This is a genomic window from Roseivirga sp. 4D4, from assembly GCF_001747095.1.
Classification (GTDB): Bacteria; Bacteroidota; Bacteroidia; order Cytophagales; family Cyclobacteriaceae; genus Roseivirga.
The window spans coordinates 431,959-449,879 of the sequence record NZ_MDGP01000001.1 but is presented as its reverse complement, the minus strand read 5'-3'; the positions used below and the strand labels follow the sequence as shown (position 1 = coordinate 449,879).

General features: G+C 41.6%; 17 protein-coding genes. 15 read left to right on the top strand and 2 right to left on the bottom strand.

What is annotated here, in order from left to right:
* Position 1: 1 nt before the first annotated feature.
* The gene (locus BFP97_RS01875; protein WP_069840790.1) at positions 2–430 is read right to left on the bottom strand and encodes an IPExxxVDY family protein; all 429 of its coding nucleotides are present in this window, start codon (positions 428–430) and stop codon (positions 2–4) included.
* Between the two features lie 112 nt (positions 431–542).
* Here BFP97_RS01875 and BFP97_RS01870 point away from each other — a divergent pair, with 112 nt between their 5' ends.
* The 10 genes from BFP97_RS01870 to BFP97_RS01825 all read left to right on the top strand — a co-directional run bounded on the left by BFP97_RS01870 (position 543) and on the right by BFP97_RS01825 (position 12,779).
* Positions 543–776 carry an acyl carrier protein gene (locus BFP97_RS01870; RefSeq protein ID WP_069840789.1) on the top strand — a complete coding sequence of 78 codons (234 nt, stop codon included), beginning with the start codon at positions 543–545 and terminating at the stop codon, positions 774–776.
* Positions 777–805: 29 nt separating this feature from the next.
* Positions 806–2,056 carry a beta-ketoacyl-ACP synthase II gene (gene fabF / locus BFP97_RS01865; RefSeq protein ID WP_069840788.1) on the top strand — a complete coding sequence of 417 codons (1,251 nt, stop codon included), beginning with the start codon at positions 806–808 and terminating at the stop codon, positions 2,054–2,056.
* Positions 2,056–2,799, top strand: a complete 744-nt coding sequence (gene rnc, locus BFP97_RS01860; RefSeq protein WP_069840787.1) for a ribonuclease III — start codon at positions 2,056–2,058, stop codon at positions 2,797–2,799. The genes fabF and rnc overlap by 1 nt, the downstream gene beginning before the upstream one ends.
* Positions 2,799–4,649 (top strand): NAD(+) synthase, encoded by a 1,851-nt coding sequence (nadE, locus tag BFP97_RS01855; protein WP_069840786.1) that lies wholly within the window; start codon positions 2,799–2,801, stop codon positions 4,647–4,649. The genes rnc and nadE overlap by 1 nt, the downstream gene beginning before the upstream one ends.
* Before the next feature lie 65 nt (positions 4,650–4,714).
* A complete protein-coding gene (locus BFP97_RS01850; protein WP_069840785.1) occupies positions 4,715–5,185 on the top strand; it encodes a nuclear transport factor 2 family protein in 471 nt (156 codons plus the stop codon).
* A gap of 123 nt (positions 5,186–5,308) precedes the next feature.
* Positions 5,309–6,439 (top strand): prolipoprotein diacylglyceryl transferase, encoded by a 1,131-nt coding sequence (locus BFP97_RS01845; protein WP_069840784.1) that lies wholly within the window; start codon positions 5,309–5,311, stop codon positions 6,437–6,439.
* A 1-nt stretch (position 6,440) separates the two neighbouring features.
* Positions 6,441–7,865, top strand: a complete 1,425-nt coding sequence (locus BFP97_RS01840; RefSeq protein ID WP_069840783.1) for a BamA/TamA family outer membrane protein — start codon at positions 6,441–6,443, stop codon at positions 7,863–7,865.
* A 55-nt stretch (positions 7,866–7,920) separates the two neighbouring features.
* Positions 7,921–8,739 (top strand): hypothetical protein, encoded by an 819-nt coding sequence (locus tag BFP97_RS01835; RefSeq protein WP_069840782.1) that lies wholly within the window; start codon positions 7,921–7,923, stop codon positions 8,737–8,739.
* A gap of 41 nt (positions 8,740–8,780) precedes the next feature.
* Positions 8,781–10,799 carry a ComEA family DNA-binding protein gene (locus tag BFP97_RS01830; RefSeq protein WP_170827384.1) on the top strand — a complete coding sequence of 673 codons (2,019 nt, stop codon included), beginning with the start codon at positions 8,781–8,783 and terminating at the stop codon, positions 10,797–10,799.
* 78 nt (positions 10,800–10,877) lie between these two features.
* Positions 10,878–12,779: a M1 family metallopeptidase gene (locus BFP97_RS01825; protein WP_170827383.1), complete on the top strand. Its 1,902-nt coding sequence runs from the start codon at positions 10,878–10,880 to the stop codon at positions 12,777–12,779.
* A 57-nt stretch (positions 12,780–12,836) separates the two neighbouring features.
* On the opposite strand, the gene BFP97_RS01820 is transcribed toward BFP97_RS01825, so the two are convergent.
* Positions 12,837–13,493 (bottom strand): DUF6090 family protein, encoded by a 657-nt coding sequence (locus BFP97_RS01820; protein ID WP_069840780.1) that lies wholly within the window; start codon positions 13,491–13,493, stop codon positions 12,837–12,839.
* 248 nt (positions 13,494–13,741) lie between these two features.
* Here BFP97_RS01820 and BFP97_RS01815 point away from each other — a divergent pair, with 248 nt between their 5' ends.
* The 5 genes from BFP97_RS01815 (at position 13,742) to BFP97_RS01795 (ending at position 17,909) form a co-directional block, all read left to right on the top strand.
* Entirely contained in the window at positions 13,742–14,215 is a 474-nt protein-coding gene (locus BFP97_RS01815; RefSeq protein WP_069840779.1) for a (2Fe-2S)-binding protein, read from the top strand.
* Positions 14,202–16,385 carry a molybdopterin cofactor-binding domain-containing protein gene (locus tag BFP97_RS01810; RefSeq protein WP_069840778.1) on the top strand — a complete coding sequence of 728 codons (2,184 nt, stop codon included), beginning with the start codon at positions 14,202–14,204 and terminating at the stop codon, positions 16,383–16,385. The genes BFP97_RS01815 and BFP97_RS01810 overlap by 14 nt, the downstream gene beginning before the upstream one ends.
* A gap of 4 nt (positions 16,386–16,389) precedes the next feature.
* Complete coding sequence (locus BFP97_RS01805; protein ID WP_221406583.1) at positions 16,390–16,740, top strand: DoxX family protein; 351 nt, start codon at positions 16,390–16,392, stop codon at positions 16,738–16,740.
* A 206-nt stretch (positions 16,741–16,946) separates the two neighbouring features.
* Complete coding sequence (locus tag BFP97_RS01800; RefSeq protein WP_069844155.1) at positions 16,947–17,504, top strand: carboxymuconolactone decarboxylase family protein; 558 nt, start codon at positions 16,947–16,949, stop codon at positions 17,502–17,504.
* 36 nt (positions 17,505–17,540) lie between these two features.
* Positions 17,541–17,909: a cupredoxin domain-containing protein gene (locus tag BFP97_RS01795; protein ID WP_069840776.1), complete on the top strand. Its 369-nt coding sequence runs from the start codon at positions 17,541–17,543 to the stop codon at positions 17,907–17,909.
* Positions 17,910–17,921 lie beyond the last annotated feature (12 nt).

Sequence of the window (17,921 nt, the reverse complement as noted above, 5' to 3'; positions counted from 1 at the left end):
ATTAGAATATCAGGTTATCTCTGGATTTTAATGCTTCGGTTGCCACTTTTGTGGCAAATTGCACGAAAGGTATTTCTTTGATCTTGCTTATAAAAGCATTCTCATCGAAAGTATTGGATTCGTTTTCCAAAAGTAAGAAGTAGTCAAAATTCTTCAACTCAGGAATAAGAAAAGCGTCAAACTGCTCTTCACTTTCCTCAGCTCTATTACGCAACAACCTTATTGTGCGGTACTCACCCACATCTATATAATTAACTACGTTGAGCTCCCTCCCCGATTTAAAATCAATTTCTATATTGTCAGATTTTGATAGATTAAGTTTCAAGTCCTTATTGATGCTCCATGCCAATCTATATGGTTTTACATTCGCGTTAAGCGCCAACAATGTAAAGTCATAATCATATGTGACTTGTAGCTTTTTTTTAGCCATAACTATCAAAATTCACCCCGTTGAGGGACTCAGACAAGATTAAAAAATTTGTTTGACATTAACCGCAAATTGCATTTCTTTGCATCGAGTTTTAACTAAAATTTTATCCAAAATGTCAGAAATAGCATCAAAAGTTAAGAGTATCATTATTGATAAATTAGGTGTTGAAGATTCTGAAGTTACGCCAGAGGCTAGCTTTACGAATGATTTAGGCGCTGATTCTCTTGACACGGTGGAATTGATTATGGAATTCGAAAAAGAATTCAATATTTCTATTCCTGATGACCAAGCTGAGAATATTGCTACCGTAGGTGATGCAATCTCTTACCTGGAAGCAAACGCATAATAATTTACCCTTACTATTACGACTCATATATGCAACTAAAGCGAGTTGTAGTCACTGGACTTGGCGCACTTACACCATTAGGCAACAATCTAAATGATTACTGGAATAACCTGATTAAAGGTGTAAGTGGAGCCGGCCCGATCACAAGATTCGATCCCGAAAAATTTAAGACCAAGTTTGCCTGCGAGGTAAAAAACTATGATCCTTTAGATCACTTTGATCGCAAAGAGATGAGGAAAATGGATGCTTTTACCCAGTATGCAATGATCACTTCCAAAGAGGCCATTGAGGATTCTGGTTTAGACCTTGAAAAGATTGATAGGTTAAAAGCTGGAGTTATCTGGGGTTCTGGAATTGGTGGGTTGAAAACTTTTCAAGAAGAAGTCGAAGGCTTTGTCAGTGGCGACAAAAACCCAAGATTTAACCCATTCTTCATTCCTAAGATGATTTCAGACATATCGGCTGGAATGATCTCGATGAAATATGGTTTTCATGGCCCTAACTTTGTAACAGTATCTGCTTGTGCATCTGCTACAAACGCCATGATCGATGCTATGACCTATATTAAATTAGGCAAGGCAAAAGTAATGATCACTGGAGGTTCTGAAGCTTCTGTTGTTGAGGCAGGAATGGGAGGATTTAACGCTATGAGAGCACTCTCAGAGCGAAACGATTCACCAGAAACCGCATCTAGACCTTTTGACAAAGACAGAGATGGTTTTGTATTAGGAGAAGGTTCCGGAGCAATCATTCTTGAAGAATATGAGCATGCAAAAGCCAGAGGCGCTAAAATCTACGCAGAACTTGTTGGCGGTGGCATGTCAGCTGATGCTTATCACATTACTGCACCACACCCTGAAGGTCTAGGTGCATACAATGTAATGTTGAATGTGCTGGAAGACGCACAAATGAAACCTGAGGATGTAGATTATATTAATGTACATGGAACCTCTACTCCACTCGGTGATGTCAGTGAGGTAATTGCGATTGAAAGGGTATTTGGAGAGCATGCTTACAACTTAAACATCAGTTCCACCAAGTCTATGACAGGTCACCTTCTGGGAGCTGCCGGTGCTATTGAGGCCATTGCTAGTATTAAGGCAATAGAAAATCAAATTGTACCGCCAACCATTAATCACTTTACTGATGATGAGAGATTTGACCCGAGGTTGAACTTTACTTTTAACAAGGCCCAAAAACGTGAAATTAGAGCTGCACTCAGCAATACTTTCGGTTTTGGTGGACACAATACATCAGTGGTTTTTAGAAAAATTGATTAATGCCTCGGTTAACTAACCGTTTAAGATCAGTTTTTAAAAGGTATTCAAAAGAAGAAAAACGGCTTGCTGCCTCTATCAAAATGATAGTCGGTAGCAAGCCGTTTAATTTAAAGCCTTATCAAATTGCCGTACAACACACTTCTGTGGCACGATCGGTAAAACAAGGCTTCAAGGAGTCCAATGAACGTCTTGAATACTTGGGTGATGCAGTCTTGGGGATGGTGGTTGCCGAGTACCTGTTCAAAAAATTCCCCTTTAAAGATGAAGGCTTCCTAACAGAATTGAGGTCCAGGATAGTCAGCAGAGATTCACTTAACAATGTAGCCAGAACAATAGGTGTACCCCAGATCGTCAAGTTTGACAAGAAGAGAAAAACACCAAATTCTCATAAGTCACTCTATGGCAACGCGTTGGAGGCATTAGTTGGTGCAATCTACATAGACAGAGGATTCAGGTTTGCTAGTAGCTTCATAAAACAGAAGTTACTCCAACCCCACTTTGACCTTGAGGAAATTATCAACACTACCAAGAACTACAAAAGCAAGCTTATTGAGTGGTCGCAGAAAAACACTAAAACCCCTAGTTTTGATCACATACAAACAATTGACAAGGGACATTATAAAGAATTCATTATCCAGGTGTCCATTGACCAAGAACCAATTGCTAAGGGGCATGGTTTAAGTAAGAAGAAAGCCGAACAAGATGCTGCTCGTGAGGCTTGTATCATTTTAGAGCTGGAGTAATGCGCAGGTATAGAATTGCTGGAGGTACTGTCAATCAAACACCCCTTGATTGGGCTGGCAATGTTGCTAACCTCAAAAAAGTACTTAGAGAAGCAAGGGCGGCTAAAGTAGAAATACTATGCCTGCCAGAACTGTCTGTGACCGGTTACGGATGCGAAGATATCTTCTTAAGTGAATGGTTGCCCGAGAAGGCTTTGACCTACCTCCCTGAACTCATTGAGGAAACTGAAGAACTCCTAACCACTTTAAACCTTCCCATTCGGCATAATGGAAAGCTCTATAATTGCTCCGTTGTCGTTCACAACAAACAAATTCTGGGAGTGTATGCTAAGCAGTATATGGCCTTGGATGGTGTTCACTATGAACCGAGATGGTTTAACCCGTGGCCCAATGAGCAGGAAGACCGCATAGAACTATTTGGAGAAAACTACCCCATCGGTGATATAACTTTCGACTTCGAAGATTGGAAGATTGGTTTTGAGATTTGTGAAGACGCTTGGAGAGGCCCTGATAGACCCGCCTGCCGATTATTCGATAAAGGAGTCAACTTAATCCTTAATCCCAGTGCAAGTCATTTTGCTATGCAAAAGACGCTCGACCGCATCCATCTGGTCACTGAATCCTCAAAAAGCTTTGAATGCACTTATGTATATGCTAACCTTTTAGGTAATGAAGCCGGCAGGATGATCTATGATGGGGAAATCATTGTGGCTCAGGAGGGCCAAATGTACCTTCGAAACGAATTACTTTCTTTCCAATCCAGCCAATTGAAATGGGTCGATATTGCTCCCAATGAAAACAAGGCTCCTCAAGAAAGTCTTGTTTCTCCAATTGAACCTAAGGAGGAAGAATTCCCAAAAGCCACTGCTCTAGCCTTATTTGATTACCTGAGGAAAAGTGGAAGTAAAGGATATACACTATCACTGAGTGGTGGGGCAGATTCTGCAACCTGTGCTGTTATGGTAGCGGAGATGGTCAAAAGAGGTATTGAGGAGCTGGGTAAAATGGGTTTCCTAAAGGCCATCGGCAAATCTGAGTTCTCAGATTTAAATGAAAAAGAGATAGTCGGTAAGCTTTTTAATACTGCTTACCAAGGTACGATCAACTCATCTGCAGCAACACTGAACGCTGCCAAAACCTTGGCAGAGTCTATTGGTGCGAAGTTCTTCGACTGGACGATTGACAAATCAGTCGATGCATATACTCAGACCATTGAGCGTGTCTTAGGGCGGGAATTGAATTGGGAAGACGATGATTTAGCCTTACAAAATATTCAGGCAAGGGCCAGGAGTCCGATTATCTGGATGCTCACCAACATCACCAATACCTTACTACTAACAACTTCGAACCGAAGTGAGGGTGATGTAGGCTACGCAACCATGGATGGAGACACAAGCGGTAGCCTCGCCCCTATTTCAAGTGTAGATAAGCACTTCATTCGAACGTGGCTGAAGTATGCGGAAGCCGAATTAGGGTATGTAGGCCTTGCTCCGATTAATGCGCTTCCTCCTACTGCCGAGCTTAGACCTTCAGACCAAAACCAAACGGATGAAGATGATTTGATGCCCTATCATATCATGGTAGAAATCGAAAAACTTGCCATTAGAGATCATAAATCACCAGTCCAAGTATTCCATGATCTGCAATCTCGAAATCTGGAAAGTAGAGACTTGTTAAAAACACACATCATCAAGTTTTACAGACTTTGGAGTAGAAACCAATGGAAAAGAGAGCGTTTGGCCCCTGCCTTTCATCTGGACGAATTCAATGTGGATCCTCGGACATGGTGCCGCTTCCCTATCCTATCAGCAGGTTTCAAAGAAGAAATTGAAGAGTTAAAAAAGAGTTAATGAACCCAGAAGATCAGTTTTTGATCGATAAATGACTTTAATTACTTCGAGCAAACAGTATTGGCATGAAGTACTTTCAAAGAACCCTATTCATTCTTCTGTTCTCATACCTCTTTTCATTTACCGTTTCAGGTCAGGAAGAACAGATCACAGCTAAAGATTCTCTTGTCCATATAGTCAATGAATATTATCGGCTTAATGTAATTGTTTTCCAGGCCAACTCTTCGCCTGATGATATAGAGCGAATCTTTGATCTTTTTACGCCCGACTTTGTCTATGTTCACCCAAAGTATGGAGGTGAATACTCAAGGAAAGATCTTCACAACGGATACTTAAGAAACCAGAAAAACGGTGGCTATGATGGGTCCGTATCAGACATTTACGTGGCTAACATGATCGTAGGTCTTAATGCAGTTACCGTTGAAAAGCACTATGTAAGGAAACAGAAAGATGGAATCTCCCAGAGAGGGGATGCTGAAATGACTCTTTTTGAGTTCAAAAACGGTAAGATTTCCAAGATATTTGAATACTGGTAGGTGTCTCTCCTCGTATCAATAGTGGTCTAAATGGTTCTGAAGAATTAATCAACCTTTACCATACGGAATCTCTTTCCTTTTCGTAATTCCCATATATTTGTTGATTCTATAAAACAGTACAAAATGCTTCTACAAATCGTTTGGGACCCAATGCGGGAAATTATCAAGGACATTCAGCCACCTGTGTGGTATAGTGTCCTGTTTGCCATGGGTTTTATTGTGGGTTACCAAATAATGGTAAACATCTTCAAGAAAGAAGGCAAAGATCCATTAAACGTAGACACATTGACGGTACACATGGTCCTTGCCACCATCATAAGCGCAAGGCTAGGCCATTTGGTATTCTATGAGCCTCAAAGGTTTCTGGCCGACCCACTAATGTTCTTCAGAACATGGGAAGGTGGGCTTGCCAGTCATGGAGCCGCTTTTGGTATTCCTTTAGCCCTGTACCTTTATAGCAATTACTTTGTAGATGCGAGTTGGTCTCCATTTCGATTTAAGTTCAGGAAGAAAAAGAGAGCAGGTCAGAGCTGGCTCTGGATAATTGATCGAATAGTCATTACTGTTGCGCTGGCTGCCGTATTCATTCGAATGGGCAACTTTGTCAATTCCGAAATTGTAGGAAAACCTACTGGTACGGATTATGGTGTAGTCTTTGGTCGTGTTGCGGAAGAAATGATAGAAGATGCAGGTTTAGGAATTGAAAAAGCTGAAGCTTCGAAAGGAGTTTCTACCGAAAGGCCTGCTCCTGGTATAGTACCAGTGGATCTCACACTAACGTTCGAAAACTCTCAACTATCAGAACCAGATGCGAGGAGGATTATCGAAAACAATGTGAAGCGAATATTGACCGGCTATGGTAGTGTTAGAGAGCATTATGCACAAGGCAATGAACCCCTTAATTACGAATTGAAAGTGATCAATAGAAAAGTGGTTGTCACGGTTCACACATGGGGAATAAATCGTCATCCGACACAGCTCTATGAGTCAGCAACCTCATTGATCCTTTTCTTCATCTTGTTGGGCATTTGGATAAAGTATAAGGAAAGAACCCCAGAAGGTTTATTATTCGGAATCTTCTTGGTTTACATTTTCGCTTTGCGGTGGTTTCATGAGACATACAAGGAAAATCAAGTGGCTTTCGAAGATGAAATGACCTATAACATGGGACAATTGTTAAGTATTCCTTTGTTGGCATTAGGGGTATTCATCCTCATAAGGGTCTTTATAAAGTCGAGAAAATCTATAGAATAGCGTGTTGAAGAATAATGGCTGGTGGTATGTTTTATTGATTTGTGTTTTTGCGACACCGACTTTTGCTCAAACCGGAACTGTAGCCGACCTTAACCCCGATTCTACAGTAAGGGTTGGCAAAATCTATGTCACCGGCAACAACAAAACAAAATTAGAAATCATCTTACGAGAGCTCGATTTTCAGGAAGGTGAAGTCCTGAAACTGGCTGATTTCGCTGAAAAAGTCACTTTAGATCAGCAGAAGCTTACCAATACGAGGCTCTTTGTAATGGTGGAAATTGTTCCGCTGTTCATGTCTGAGAAAGAGGTCGATGTTCTCATTAGGCTTCAGGAAAGGTGGTATATCTTTCCCTTACCCATTTTCAAATTGGCAGACCGAAACTTCACCGAATGGTGGGTCAATCAAAATCGAGATTTCTCTCGGGTTAATTATGGTGCTCAACTCATTCATACCAACCTTACAGGGCGCAACGATCGGTTTAGGTTCCGAGCCCAATTTGGTTTCGCAAAGCAGATGTCACTCAGTTACCAAATTCCATATATTAACCGAGATCAGACTATTGGTCTGGGCTTTTCAACAAGTTACACTACCAATAAGACCGTGGGAGTCAACTCCATTGCGCATAGGGCCCAGTTTGTTGAAAGTGACAACGTAATCAGAAGAGCCTTCAGCACAAGTGGAACCATCACTATTCGCCCGTCATTCTATACTCGACATAGCCTAAATGTGGGCTACGTAAGGTCTTCTGTTGGAGACACCATTAGAGACGTTAATCCTGAGTACCATTTACGAAATGAAAGCGTACAGAATTACGTGAGGCTTTCCTATACCTTTAGCCTAGACAAGAGAGACTATATAGCCTACCCATTGACCGGGAGTCTACTTACAGTTCAGTTGAATCAATTCGGACTTGGTAGCTTCAATGACTTCAACATGTTCACTACTCGATTGACATATGCCAAGTTCTTCAACATAAATGATAAGTTCTACTTTGCCAACCGCATCGATGCCTACAATAACTCAGCACAGAACATACCTTACTTTGTTAGGTCTGGATTTGGCTACCGACCAGATTTCATCAGAGGCTATGAAAGGTTTGTGATAGAAAGTAATCGATATATATCCAACAGAACGGCACTCCGCTTTAAAGTGCTGGAAGGCGTACAGGAACTGAGCAGAAGAAGCTTGATCAACCAGTTTAGAACGCTGCCCTATGCCTTCTACCTTAAAATCTTTATGGACGCGGGCTACGCTGGTAATCCGATCGACTCTACACGAAACAACTTCTTTAACAACGAATGGATTGGGAGTATTGGTCTCGGTGTGGATATAGTCACCTACTATGACTTTGTCTTCCGTCTCGAGTATAGCATTAACCGAGAAGGAACTACCGGCCTGTTCTTCAACTTCAAGTCAGCGCTTTAAGTTTATTTTTTATAATTAAAATCAATATCAGTAATTGATTTTATTATATTAAAGCGTGCGCAGGTTATCAATAATTCTGATTAGCTGTGTCACTTTAAATCTTACTCTATGGAGTCAGCTGGCCGGAACACCCCCAAATGGGGCTGTTTCAATAGGTTTAGGTGACATAGTTTCCATAGGCTCTGAAGACTGGTCTATCTTTAACAATCCCGCAGGGTTGGCCGACATCAATGAGATCTCAGGTATTGCAGGATACCAAACCATCCTCGATTTCTCGCCATTCAATAGCGTATTTGCAGGTATCAACCTCCCATCGAGCATTGGCACTTTTGGTCTAGGGGCTTCCAAATTTGGAGATGAGATTTTCAATACACAAATGCTCCACCTGGCCCTGGCTCAGAAAATTGGGATTGTAAATCTGGGCTTCAAAACTGCTATTCAGCAGTTATACATTGACGGCTTTGGTAAGCGATCTGTTCTTGTATCAGAGATAGGTGCTATAACCAATCTAGGCCCAGAACTGACACTTGGAACTCATATTTACAATTTCACTCAATCCAACATCTCAAGAGATATTCAGGAAAAAATACCTGTGATTGTTAGAGCTTCTATTGACTACCACCCAACGGATGAATTGAATCTTTATGCAGAATTTGAGAAGGATGTCAGACTTGACCCCATTATTAAGATGGGCTTGGCCTATAGACTCATTGAGACAATGGTCCTCCGTACTGGAATTTCTCCCACAACAAATAGGCATTCATTTGGGGCCAGTCTGGTGTTAAAGGCATTCACGATTGACTATGGTTTAAGGTCTGGGCAGGGTATCGGAATGCTCCACAGTATTGGCATCATCTATTCTTTAAAGAGATGAAGTGTTCGATACAACTCATTATAGTTGCTTTGTTTATCCCAATGAACGGTTTATACGCCCAAGTCAAGAGGGAATTCGATTTGCAAAGCTTTGTAGAAAAACGCATCAATGACCAAGAAGTGGGTTCAAGCTTTGAAGATCTCTACGAAAGACTCTTGTTGGCTTATGAAAACCCCATTGATATCAATCAAATCGACAGACAAGGATTAATCAACCTTGGGCTTCTTTCCAGCGATCAGATTCAGGCCTTTCTTGAATATCGTGCGGCTAATGGGAAGCTCAATTCGCTCTATGAACTAGTATATGTTTCTGGCTTTGACTTAGAAGTGGTCAAAGACCTGCTGCCCTTTATCACCTTATCACCAAAGGGACTTGACCATAAACCTTTACTTAAAAGGATACTGAGTGAAAGGAACAATTACTTTATCCTCAGGCACGAGCGTGTATTAGAGGAGAAACGAGGATATGCAAATAAAGACATTCCGGATCAAGAGAGCTACTTTGGTTCTCCTGACAAGCTCTACCTACGCTATCGCGTTTCCAAACCTGGAGATTTTAGCCTTGGTTTTACAACAGAAAAAGATGCGGGAGAAAGCATAAAATGGAATCCGAAGGATCGAAACTACGGGATGGACTTCTGGTCTGGTCATGCTATGCTTCAAAATCAAGGCAAGTGGAAAAAGATCATTGCTGGAGACTATCAACTTCAGTTCGGCCAAGGACTGATTTTTGGTTCCGGCTTTTCAACAGGGAAAGGTTCTGAGACGATAAATATACTCGAAAGCGCTAGTATTGGAATTACTCCATACACTTCAGTAGTTGAGGGTGGATTTATGAGAGGACTGGCTACTACTCATGTCCTCAATTCCAAGGTTTCGACCACCATCTTCATCTCAAGCCTCAATCAAGACGCAAATATCACTGAAGCCTCAGTAAACTCAGAAAGCAACTTCTCCACCATCCAACTGACAGGCTTGCATAGAACTCAAAGAGAGCTTGAGAATAGACATCAGGTCAACGAAAAGATATACGGTATCGCACTAGGGTATCATCCAGATCAACGCAGTAAGGTTGGTATTCTAGGAGCATTCAACAAATTCTCAATTCCTATTCAAAGGAGTAATCAGGCTTATAACCTTTTCGAATTTTCAGGGAACCGGAACTTCAACCTTGGCATCTATGGGAGCACCTATTTACAGGGACTGAACTTTTTCGGAGAGGCTGCCATTTCAAAAAGCCAAGGGATGGGTGCCCTTGTCGGTTTTACCACTTATCTCTCCAAAAGAATCCATTTTGGGTTTGTTCTGAGAAATTATCAACAAGACTTTCATTCAATCAGAGGTTCTGCCTTTGGGGAGAATAGTAGAAATATAAATGAGAATGGCGTCTATTGGGGCATTAAGTATAAGCTAAACCGTAAATTCAATCTATCTGCCTACTACGACTCTTTCCACTTTCCTTGGCTTAAATTCAGAGTAGATAAACCTTCCCAAGGCAATGACTTTCTTCTACGCCTCAATTTTAACCCCAATTCAATAACAAGCACTTACCTGCAGATTAGAGGCAAAAGTAAAGATGAGAACGTAAGCCTTGAAGACGATACCAAAATTGTTGCAACTGGCAGAAAACTTCAATACTTAATGAATACCCGGTATCAAGTGACAAGCTCCCTGAGTCTTCAGACAAGGATTCAATGGAGCAGTTTTAATATCTCAGATGAACTGACTAATGGTTATGCCATAATTCAAGATTTGAATTACCAGTTGCTTGACCTGAAGGTTAGCCTCAGGCATGCCATATTCGATACAGAAGGACAGCAAAATCGACAGTATGTCTATGAAAGAGATGTACTCTATGCATTTTCGATCCCTGGTTATAGTGGTCAGGGTGTTAGAAACTATCTACTGCTAAGCTATCGAATGAGTACACAAATAAACATATGGGTGAGGATCGCGAGGACCACTTTCCATGACCTTAGCGAAATTGGCACGGGACTTGAAACCATAGACGGGAATAAAAGAACAGATATCAAATTTCAAATCAGGTATAAAATCAGGTAATCCCTCCTTTCAAACATTATCATTTGTTGGGGACTCTAAACTTTGATATTTTCCTGCCTAGAATAAAAAATGAGGATTATGAATATAAGACGAGTATTGTTTCAGGCGCTTCTCTTTGTAGGTGCATCCACCATGGTGATGGCACAAGGGAAGGCGAATAGAAGTGACAATGAACGGTGGCAGCAACGTGTAAACTACTACATGGAAATTGACATGGACGTTGAAACCAACCGCTATCAGGGCGTTCAGAAGTTAGATTATACCAATAACTCTCCTGACGACCTCAATATGGTCTTTTATCACCTCTACTTCAATGCGTTCCAGCCTGGAAGTATGATGGATGTAAGATCGCGTACCATTCAAGATCCTGACAGAAGAGTGGGAGATAGAATTTCCAAGTTATCGGAAGATGAGATTGGCTATCAGAAAATTTTCTCACTAAAGAAAGATGGTAAAGACCTCGAATATGAGGTAGTAGGAACCATTTTAGAAGTAAAACTCGATAAACCGATCAAGTCTGGTGAAACAGTCACCTTTGATATGACTTTCGAAGCACAAGTACCTGTGCAAATTAGAAGAACTGGTAGAGATAATGCCGAAGGCGTGCGTTATTCAATGGCACAATGGTTTCCTAAAATGGCTGAATATGATTACCAGGGCTGGCATGCAGACGAATACATAGGCCGTGAATTTTATGGTGTATGGGGAGACTTTGAGCTAAAGCTTAAAATTGACAAGGATTATGTAGTGGGCGGTACAGGCTACCTTCAAAACCCGCTTGAAATTGGTCATGGCTATGAAAACCCAGGAGATGTTGTCAACCAAAAAGTAGTTGACGGCAAACTTGAGTGGCACTTCATTGCCCCGGATGTTCATGACTTTATGTGGGCTGCAGACCCAGACTACCTGCACAATAAACTGACAATGAAAAACGGGACTGTACTTCACTTCCTGCATCAAAAAGGTCAGAATACAGAAAACTGGGAAAAGTTAAGACCCTTGACTGAGATGTCATTTGAGTATGCCAACAAGTACTTTGGCCAATACCCATATAAGCAGTTCTCTGTGATTCAGGGAGGTGACGGAGGTATGGAATACCCTATGTCTACTCTAATTACTGGTAATAGAGGAAGTCTTCTGGGTGTAACCATTCACGAATCTATGCACGATTGGTATCATGGCGTATTAGGTAGTAACGAAGCGCTTCACCCTTGGATGGATGAGGGCTTTACTTCATATGCGTCCTCGCGTATTTCTCAACACATATCTCGTACCATGAAAGGTGAGTCTGCACCGGCTACCACTTTAGAGAATATTGGATCAAGATCAGGACAAGGTGGTTACTTAAGGGCAGCTAAAAGCGGTAGAGAAGAAGCCATGAGTACACACTCTGATCATTATGATTTGAATGGAATCTATGGTGCTCAGGCCTATGGCAAAGGAGCGGTATGGATGAGCCAGATGGGCTATGTAATTGGTGAAGAAGCAAGAGATCGTGGTCTCCTAGAGTACTTTGATCGGTGGAAATTCAAGCACCCAAATCCAAATGACGTTCTACGTGTAATGGAAGATGTTTCTGGACTTGAGCTAGACTGGTACAATGAGTACTTTGTTTATACTACTAAGCAAATTGATTATGGTATTAAAGACGTTGTTGGCGAGGGGCAAAAGACCAAGGTCAGCCTGGAAAGGGTAAACAAGATGCCAATGCCGATCGATGTTGTTGTGACGTACACTGACGGTACCAAAGAGGTTCACTATATGGCCCTTAGAATGATGCGAGGTGAAAAACCAGCTGAAACAGCTGATAAAAGAGTCGTTCACGAAGACTGGCCATGGACTCACCCAACTTATGATTTAACGGTTGACAGGCCTATCTCAGAAATTGCCTCTGTTGTAATCGACCCATCAGGCCGAATGGCTGATGTAAACAAAGACAACAATAAGTGGGAAGCTACTGCTATTGAGAAAAAGCGATAAGCAGATACTATTGTTAAAAAAAGATCCAACCTGAACTGTTCAGGTTGGATCTTTTTTTTATACGTCTTCTAACTCATTGATGACAGACTCAATTTCCTCACTGGCATCTCTATAAGCATATAATAGTGCATCCAATAAATCCATTATTAGATACAACCTATTTTGAAACTGCCTTTTATTGACCGTATTCAAATTCTCGAAAGACTCTGTTGAAGTGTTAAAGTATTGGACAATCAATGGGTCGAGCATCTGATCTCGCTTTTCCAAATAAGAGCTTTCAAAGTTCTGAATCCTATTATACACAGTCTCAAGGTTCAACAACTGACTTTTCAAAACAATGCCTTGAATCAGCTGTATATCTCCGCTTTGCAGCATAATTGAATAGGTATTGGCTCCCTCTCTTTTAAAAATGGAAAAGCTCTGCATTCTATTGAAGTAATCACTAAATAGTTGATCAATAGGTTCATTTTCCTCTAAGCCCTTAACCATTTCTTTGTAGGCATCCAAAACATCGCTGACAACCCGAGTGGAACCATCTATACCTTCTCCTTGAGCCTTGAGGTCTGAAGCCAACAAACTCAAGTAGGTCTCGAGTTTGTCATCATTCGTTCGTTCTTGATTCCATCGATCTAAGGTAAAGGCGATCGTTATACCAATGATTACAATTGCCAACTCGAAGAAAAATTTCAAGAAAGTCTTTTTTGTAGCCGCCATCTAATTCTGTTAAAGTTTTACTACAAATTAAGTATTAGTCAGCAAAGGTCAATTAAATGCTTTTTATATAGGAAATCAATGCCATCGAAAAAGGGCGGAAGTCCTCTCGAGAAGCGACAAGTGAATTGGGGCTGTCGGACTTTTGTCGTTTGTGAACGAAACATAGTCCAACACAAAGAGTTCGCAAAATTAAACATGAGCATTATCCATGGTAATTCGCTAAATTAACTGGTACAAATCTTCAAGACATGCCTACCTACAAACTCAAAATCAATAGTCAAGAATATACTATTGAGGCCGAAGCTCAAACACCCTTACTCTGGGCAATTAGAGACGAAGTCGGCCTAACCGGAACAAAATATGGATGTGGAATTGCTCAGTGTGGGGCATGCACCGTGCATCTAAACGGCAACCCTGTGAGGTCCTGCTCTCTTCCCGTAAGCGCAATTGTCGGACAGGAGATCACCACCATAGAAGGGCTCTCTGAAGATAGTTCACACCCGGTTCAAAAAGCATGGTTAGAAGTACAGGCTCCACAATGTGGCTACTGTCAGTCTGGACAAATCATGTCAGCCTCTGCTCTTTTGGAAAAGAATCCTTCACCAAGTGATGAAGATATTGACCAAGCTATGTCCGGTAATATCTGTCGATGCGGTACATATCACAGAATTAGAAAAGCAATTCACCTGGCCTCAAAAGAAATCAGCAATGGAAGCAAATAAACTCAATCGAAGAAAATTCTTGAAGGTATCAGGTATGGCGGGCGCAATGCTTGCCGTTGGTTTCGATACCCTCGCTCTTGGTTCTGACGAGAGTACGCTGAAGATGATCATGCCGGAAGACTTGATCGATGGTGTACAAATCAATCCATATGTAACCATTAGTGAGAGTGGTGAGATTACCATCATGGCCCATGTTCCAGAGTTAGGACAAGGAATCTTTCAAGGCATTCCGGCAATAATTGCTGAAGAGCTAGGTGTAACAATGAATCAGGTGACCATTGTTAAGGCCAGTGCATCCAGAAGGTATGGAAGACAATCCATTGGTGGTAGTAGAAGTGTTAGAAGTCTATTTATGCCCATGAGACAACTAGGAGCAGCTACAAGAGAAGTCTTGGTACAAGCTGCGGCCCAGCAATGGGGAATTGATGCCTCTTCCTGTGAAGTCAAAGAAGGGGTAGTTTACAAGAAAGGATCCAAAGACTCATTGGCCTATGGCGATCTTGTATCCAGTGCGTCCAAGCTTGACCTTCCTAAAAAACCGACCTTAAAGAAGAAAGCTGACTTCAACATCATTGGAAAAGCCACCCATCGCCCTGATCTTGCTGGTAAGGTCAATGGCACTGCAGACTATGGCATTGATGCACAAACAGAAGGCCTACTTTATGCCACGATAGAAAGGTGCCCTACCTTACAAGGAAAGGTAACCAGCTTCGATGCCGATGCTGCAAAAGCTGTGAAAGGAGTGGTTGAAGTAATGGAAGTTACACGCACAGTCTACGGCAAAAAGAACACCGGTATCGCTGTGGTTGCAGAAACCTATTTTGCGGCCATCGAAGGCAGAAAAAAACTCAACGTGCAATGGGATAATGCAGAGTTTGCACAAATCTCTACTGAAAGTATCAACACTGACATGGCCCAACTTGCTCAGGAAGATGGACTGGAACACTTCGAAAAAGGAGATTTTGAACAGAGTAAAGGTAAAAGGGGTGCTACGGGAGACATAAAAGTCCGAACTGCACATTATAGGCTTCCACATGTTGCACACTCGTGTATGGAACCGATGAATGCTACTGTCCATGTTAGAGAAGATAATACTGTTGAGGTGTGGGCTCCAAGCCAAAGCCCTCAGGTACAAAGGCAATTCGCTAGACAATTAGGCATCCCTGATAACGAAGCAGAAGAAAAAATCAAAGTACACCTACCCTTTCTTGGCGGAGGTTTCGGTCGCAGATCAATGAACGATTCGCTTGAGGAATGCTTTCAGATATCTAAGACCCTTAGGAAGCCAGTCAAGCTTATTTGGTCTAGGGAAGATGATACAATGCAAGGCCCCTTCAGACAAACAAGTTATCATCGTATGACCATGACAACGAATTCGGATGGCAGGATTGGTATGCAACATAAAGTGGTTAGTCCAGCCATTACTACGCAAGGAAGAGCATCCAATGGCCGTGTTCCTTTTGAAGTGATGGAGGCGATCAATACCCACTATGACTTTGATGATATATCCGTAAGGTATAGCGAGTACAAAAACCAGATACCTATACACTGGTGGCGCTCAGTCTTTGGTTCCACCAATGCCTTTCCACATGAAAGCTTCATCGATGAAATTGCTACTGAACTCAAAAGTGATCCGTTGCAATTCAGAAAAACGAAACTCCAGTCAGAACCAAGGTTTGTCAAGGTTTTGGAGAAATTGGAAGAAGAGTCAGCCTGGAATGAAAAACTAGGACCAAATGAGGGCAAGGGCATTGCTATTGTTGAAAGTTTTGGCTCCATAGTCGCTCATGCTGTGTTCTTGAAAAAAGAGAATGGCAAAGTATCTATTCCTAAAGTGGTTTCAGTAGTTGACTGCGGTATTTATGTGAATCCGGACCAAGTGATAGCGCAAACCGAAGGCAATATCATTTATGGCTTAACTGCTGCCCTAAAAGATCCGATCACCTTTAAAAACGGAGTTGCCCAGCAGTCAAACTTTGATACTTACAGAATGCTTCGCATTAATGAAGCGCCTCGAGATATTCAAGTGCATCTAATGGAAAATGACGAGGCACCAGGTGGTGTTGGCGAACCAGGACTTCCTCCAATAGCTCCTGCTTTGGCGAATGCAGTTTTTGATCTGACAGGTAAGCGGATGAGATCTCTACCATTCGATCTGCAAGAAATATAAGCTTGTGGAAAATCAATCATTGTATTTTATGGCTGCTATGTATATAGCAGCCGGAATCCCTCATTTTTGGAAGCCAAAGGCATATATCAAAATCATGCCCAGCTACCTGCCCTACCACCTTGAGTTGGTCTACCTCAGTGGAGCACTTGAAATCCTTTTTGGGGTATTATTGCTTTTCCCAGACACTCAAAGTCTTGGAGCTTGGGGTATTATCGCTGTTTTGATCGGTGTGTTTCCTGCGAACATTGATATGGTAGTGAAGTATAAGGGCAAACGAACTTGGTACAGAGCACTACTTTGGCTCCGGCTGCCAGTCCAGCTTTGGCTGATTTACTGGGCCTGGATCTTCACATAATGGATCAACTCTGAACTCCCTTGACTTGCCGTTCGAAAAAACCTTAAAAAAATTTAACACTCTTCTGATTGACTTTTAGGTAGTTAACCTCTCCAGTCGAATTATTTTGGAAATTTTATTTCAATGTTTGAACTTTGATGTTGCAACATTAGTTTAGTATTTGAATTTTGAAAACAGATACAGAAAAACATAAAACATCAATTATCATGAGAACATTTGAAGTACCTACAAGAGAACAAGTGAGCCCAGAGGCTCAAGGCATCTTTGACAATTTAAAACAACAAGTGGGCATGGTGCCTAACCTGTACGCCACGATCGGCTACTCAGCCAACGCATTGAGTTCATTCTTAACATTCCAAGGAGCACAAGCCAAAGGCACATTTAATGCTAAAGAAAGAGAAGCTGTTTATCTAGCCGTTTCACAAGTAAATGGTTGTGCTTATTGCCAGGCAGCTCACACGGCATTAGGAAAAATGAATGGTTTCAGCGAAGAAGAAACTATCGAATTGAGACAAGGACGTAGCGCAGACGCTAGACTAAATGCCATCGTAAAACTTGCTCAAGACATCACAGAAAATAGAGGAAGAGCTTCTGAAGCTAATGTTGAAGCATTCTATGCACAAGGTTTTGACAATGCCGCTTTGATCGACTTGATCGCACTGGTATCAGATAAAACTTTAGCCAACTATGTACACAACCTTACTCAGATTGCGGTGGACTTTCCAGCAGCACAACCTGTAGAACTAGAGGCGGAGTTGGTATAATCACTAAGAACAAAGACTATTTAAAAACATAGAAAAATGAAAAGATCAATAATGATTGTGGCGCTGCTTATCGGATTTGTGGCAACAGGGTTTGCTCAAGAAGAAGCAAAAGTTATCAAACTGGATCAAACTCCAGGTAAGTTCACCAAAGAATCGCTTACGCTTAAGCCAGGGAAGTACATTTTCGAAGTAACAAATGCAGGCGTTGATCACGAGGTTGGATTTGTTATCGCACCGGTAGTCAATGGCAAAGAAGGTGACCATATCAAAGCTGGTTATTTACCAAAAGCTATCAAGGATGGTGAGAAAGCATCTTCTAAAGTGGTAGAACTAAAGGCAGGTACTTACAACTACTTCTGTCCATTGAACCCTACACCACATTACCAGATCATAGTAAAAGATTGAGTTAGTTGATTT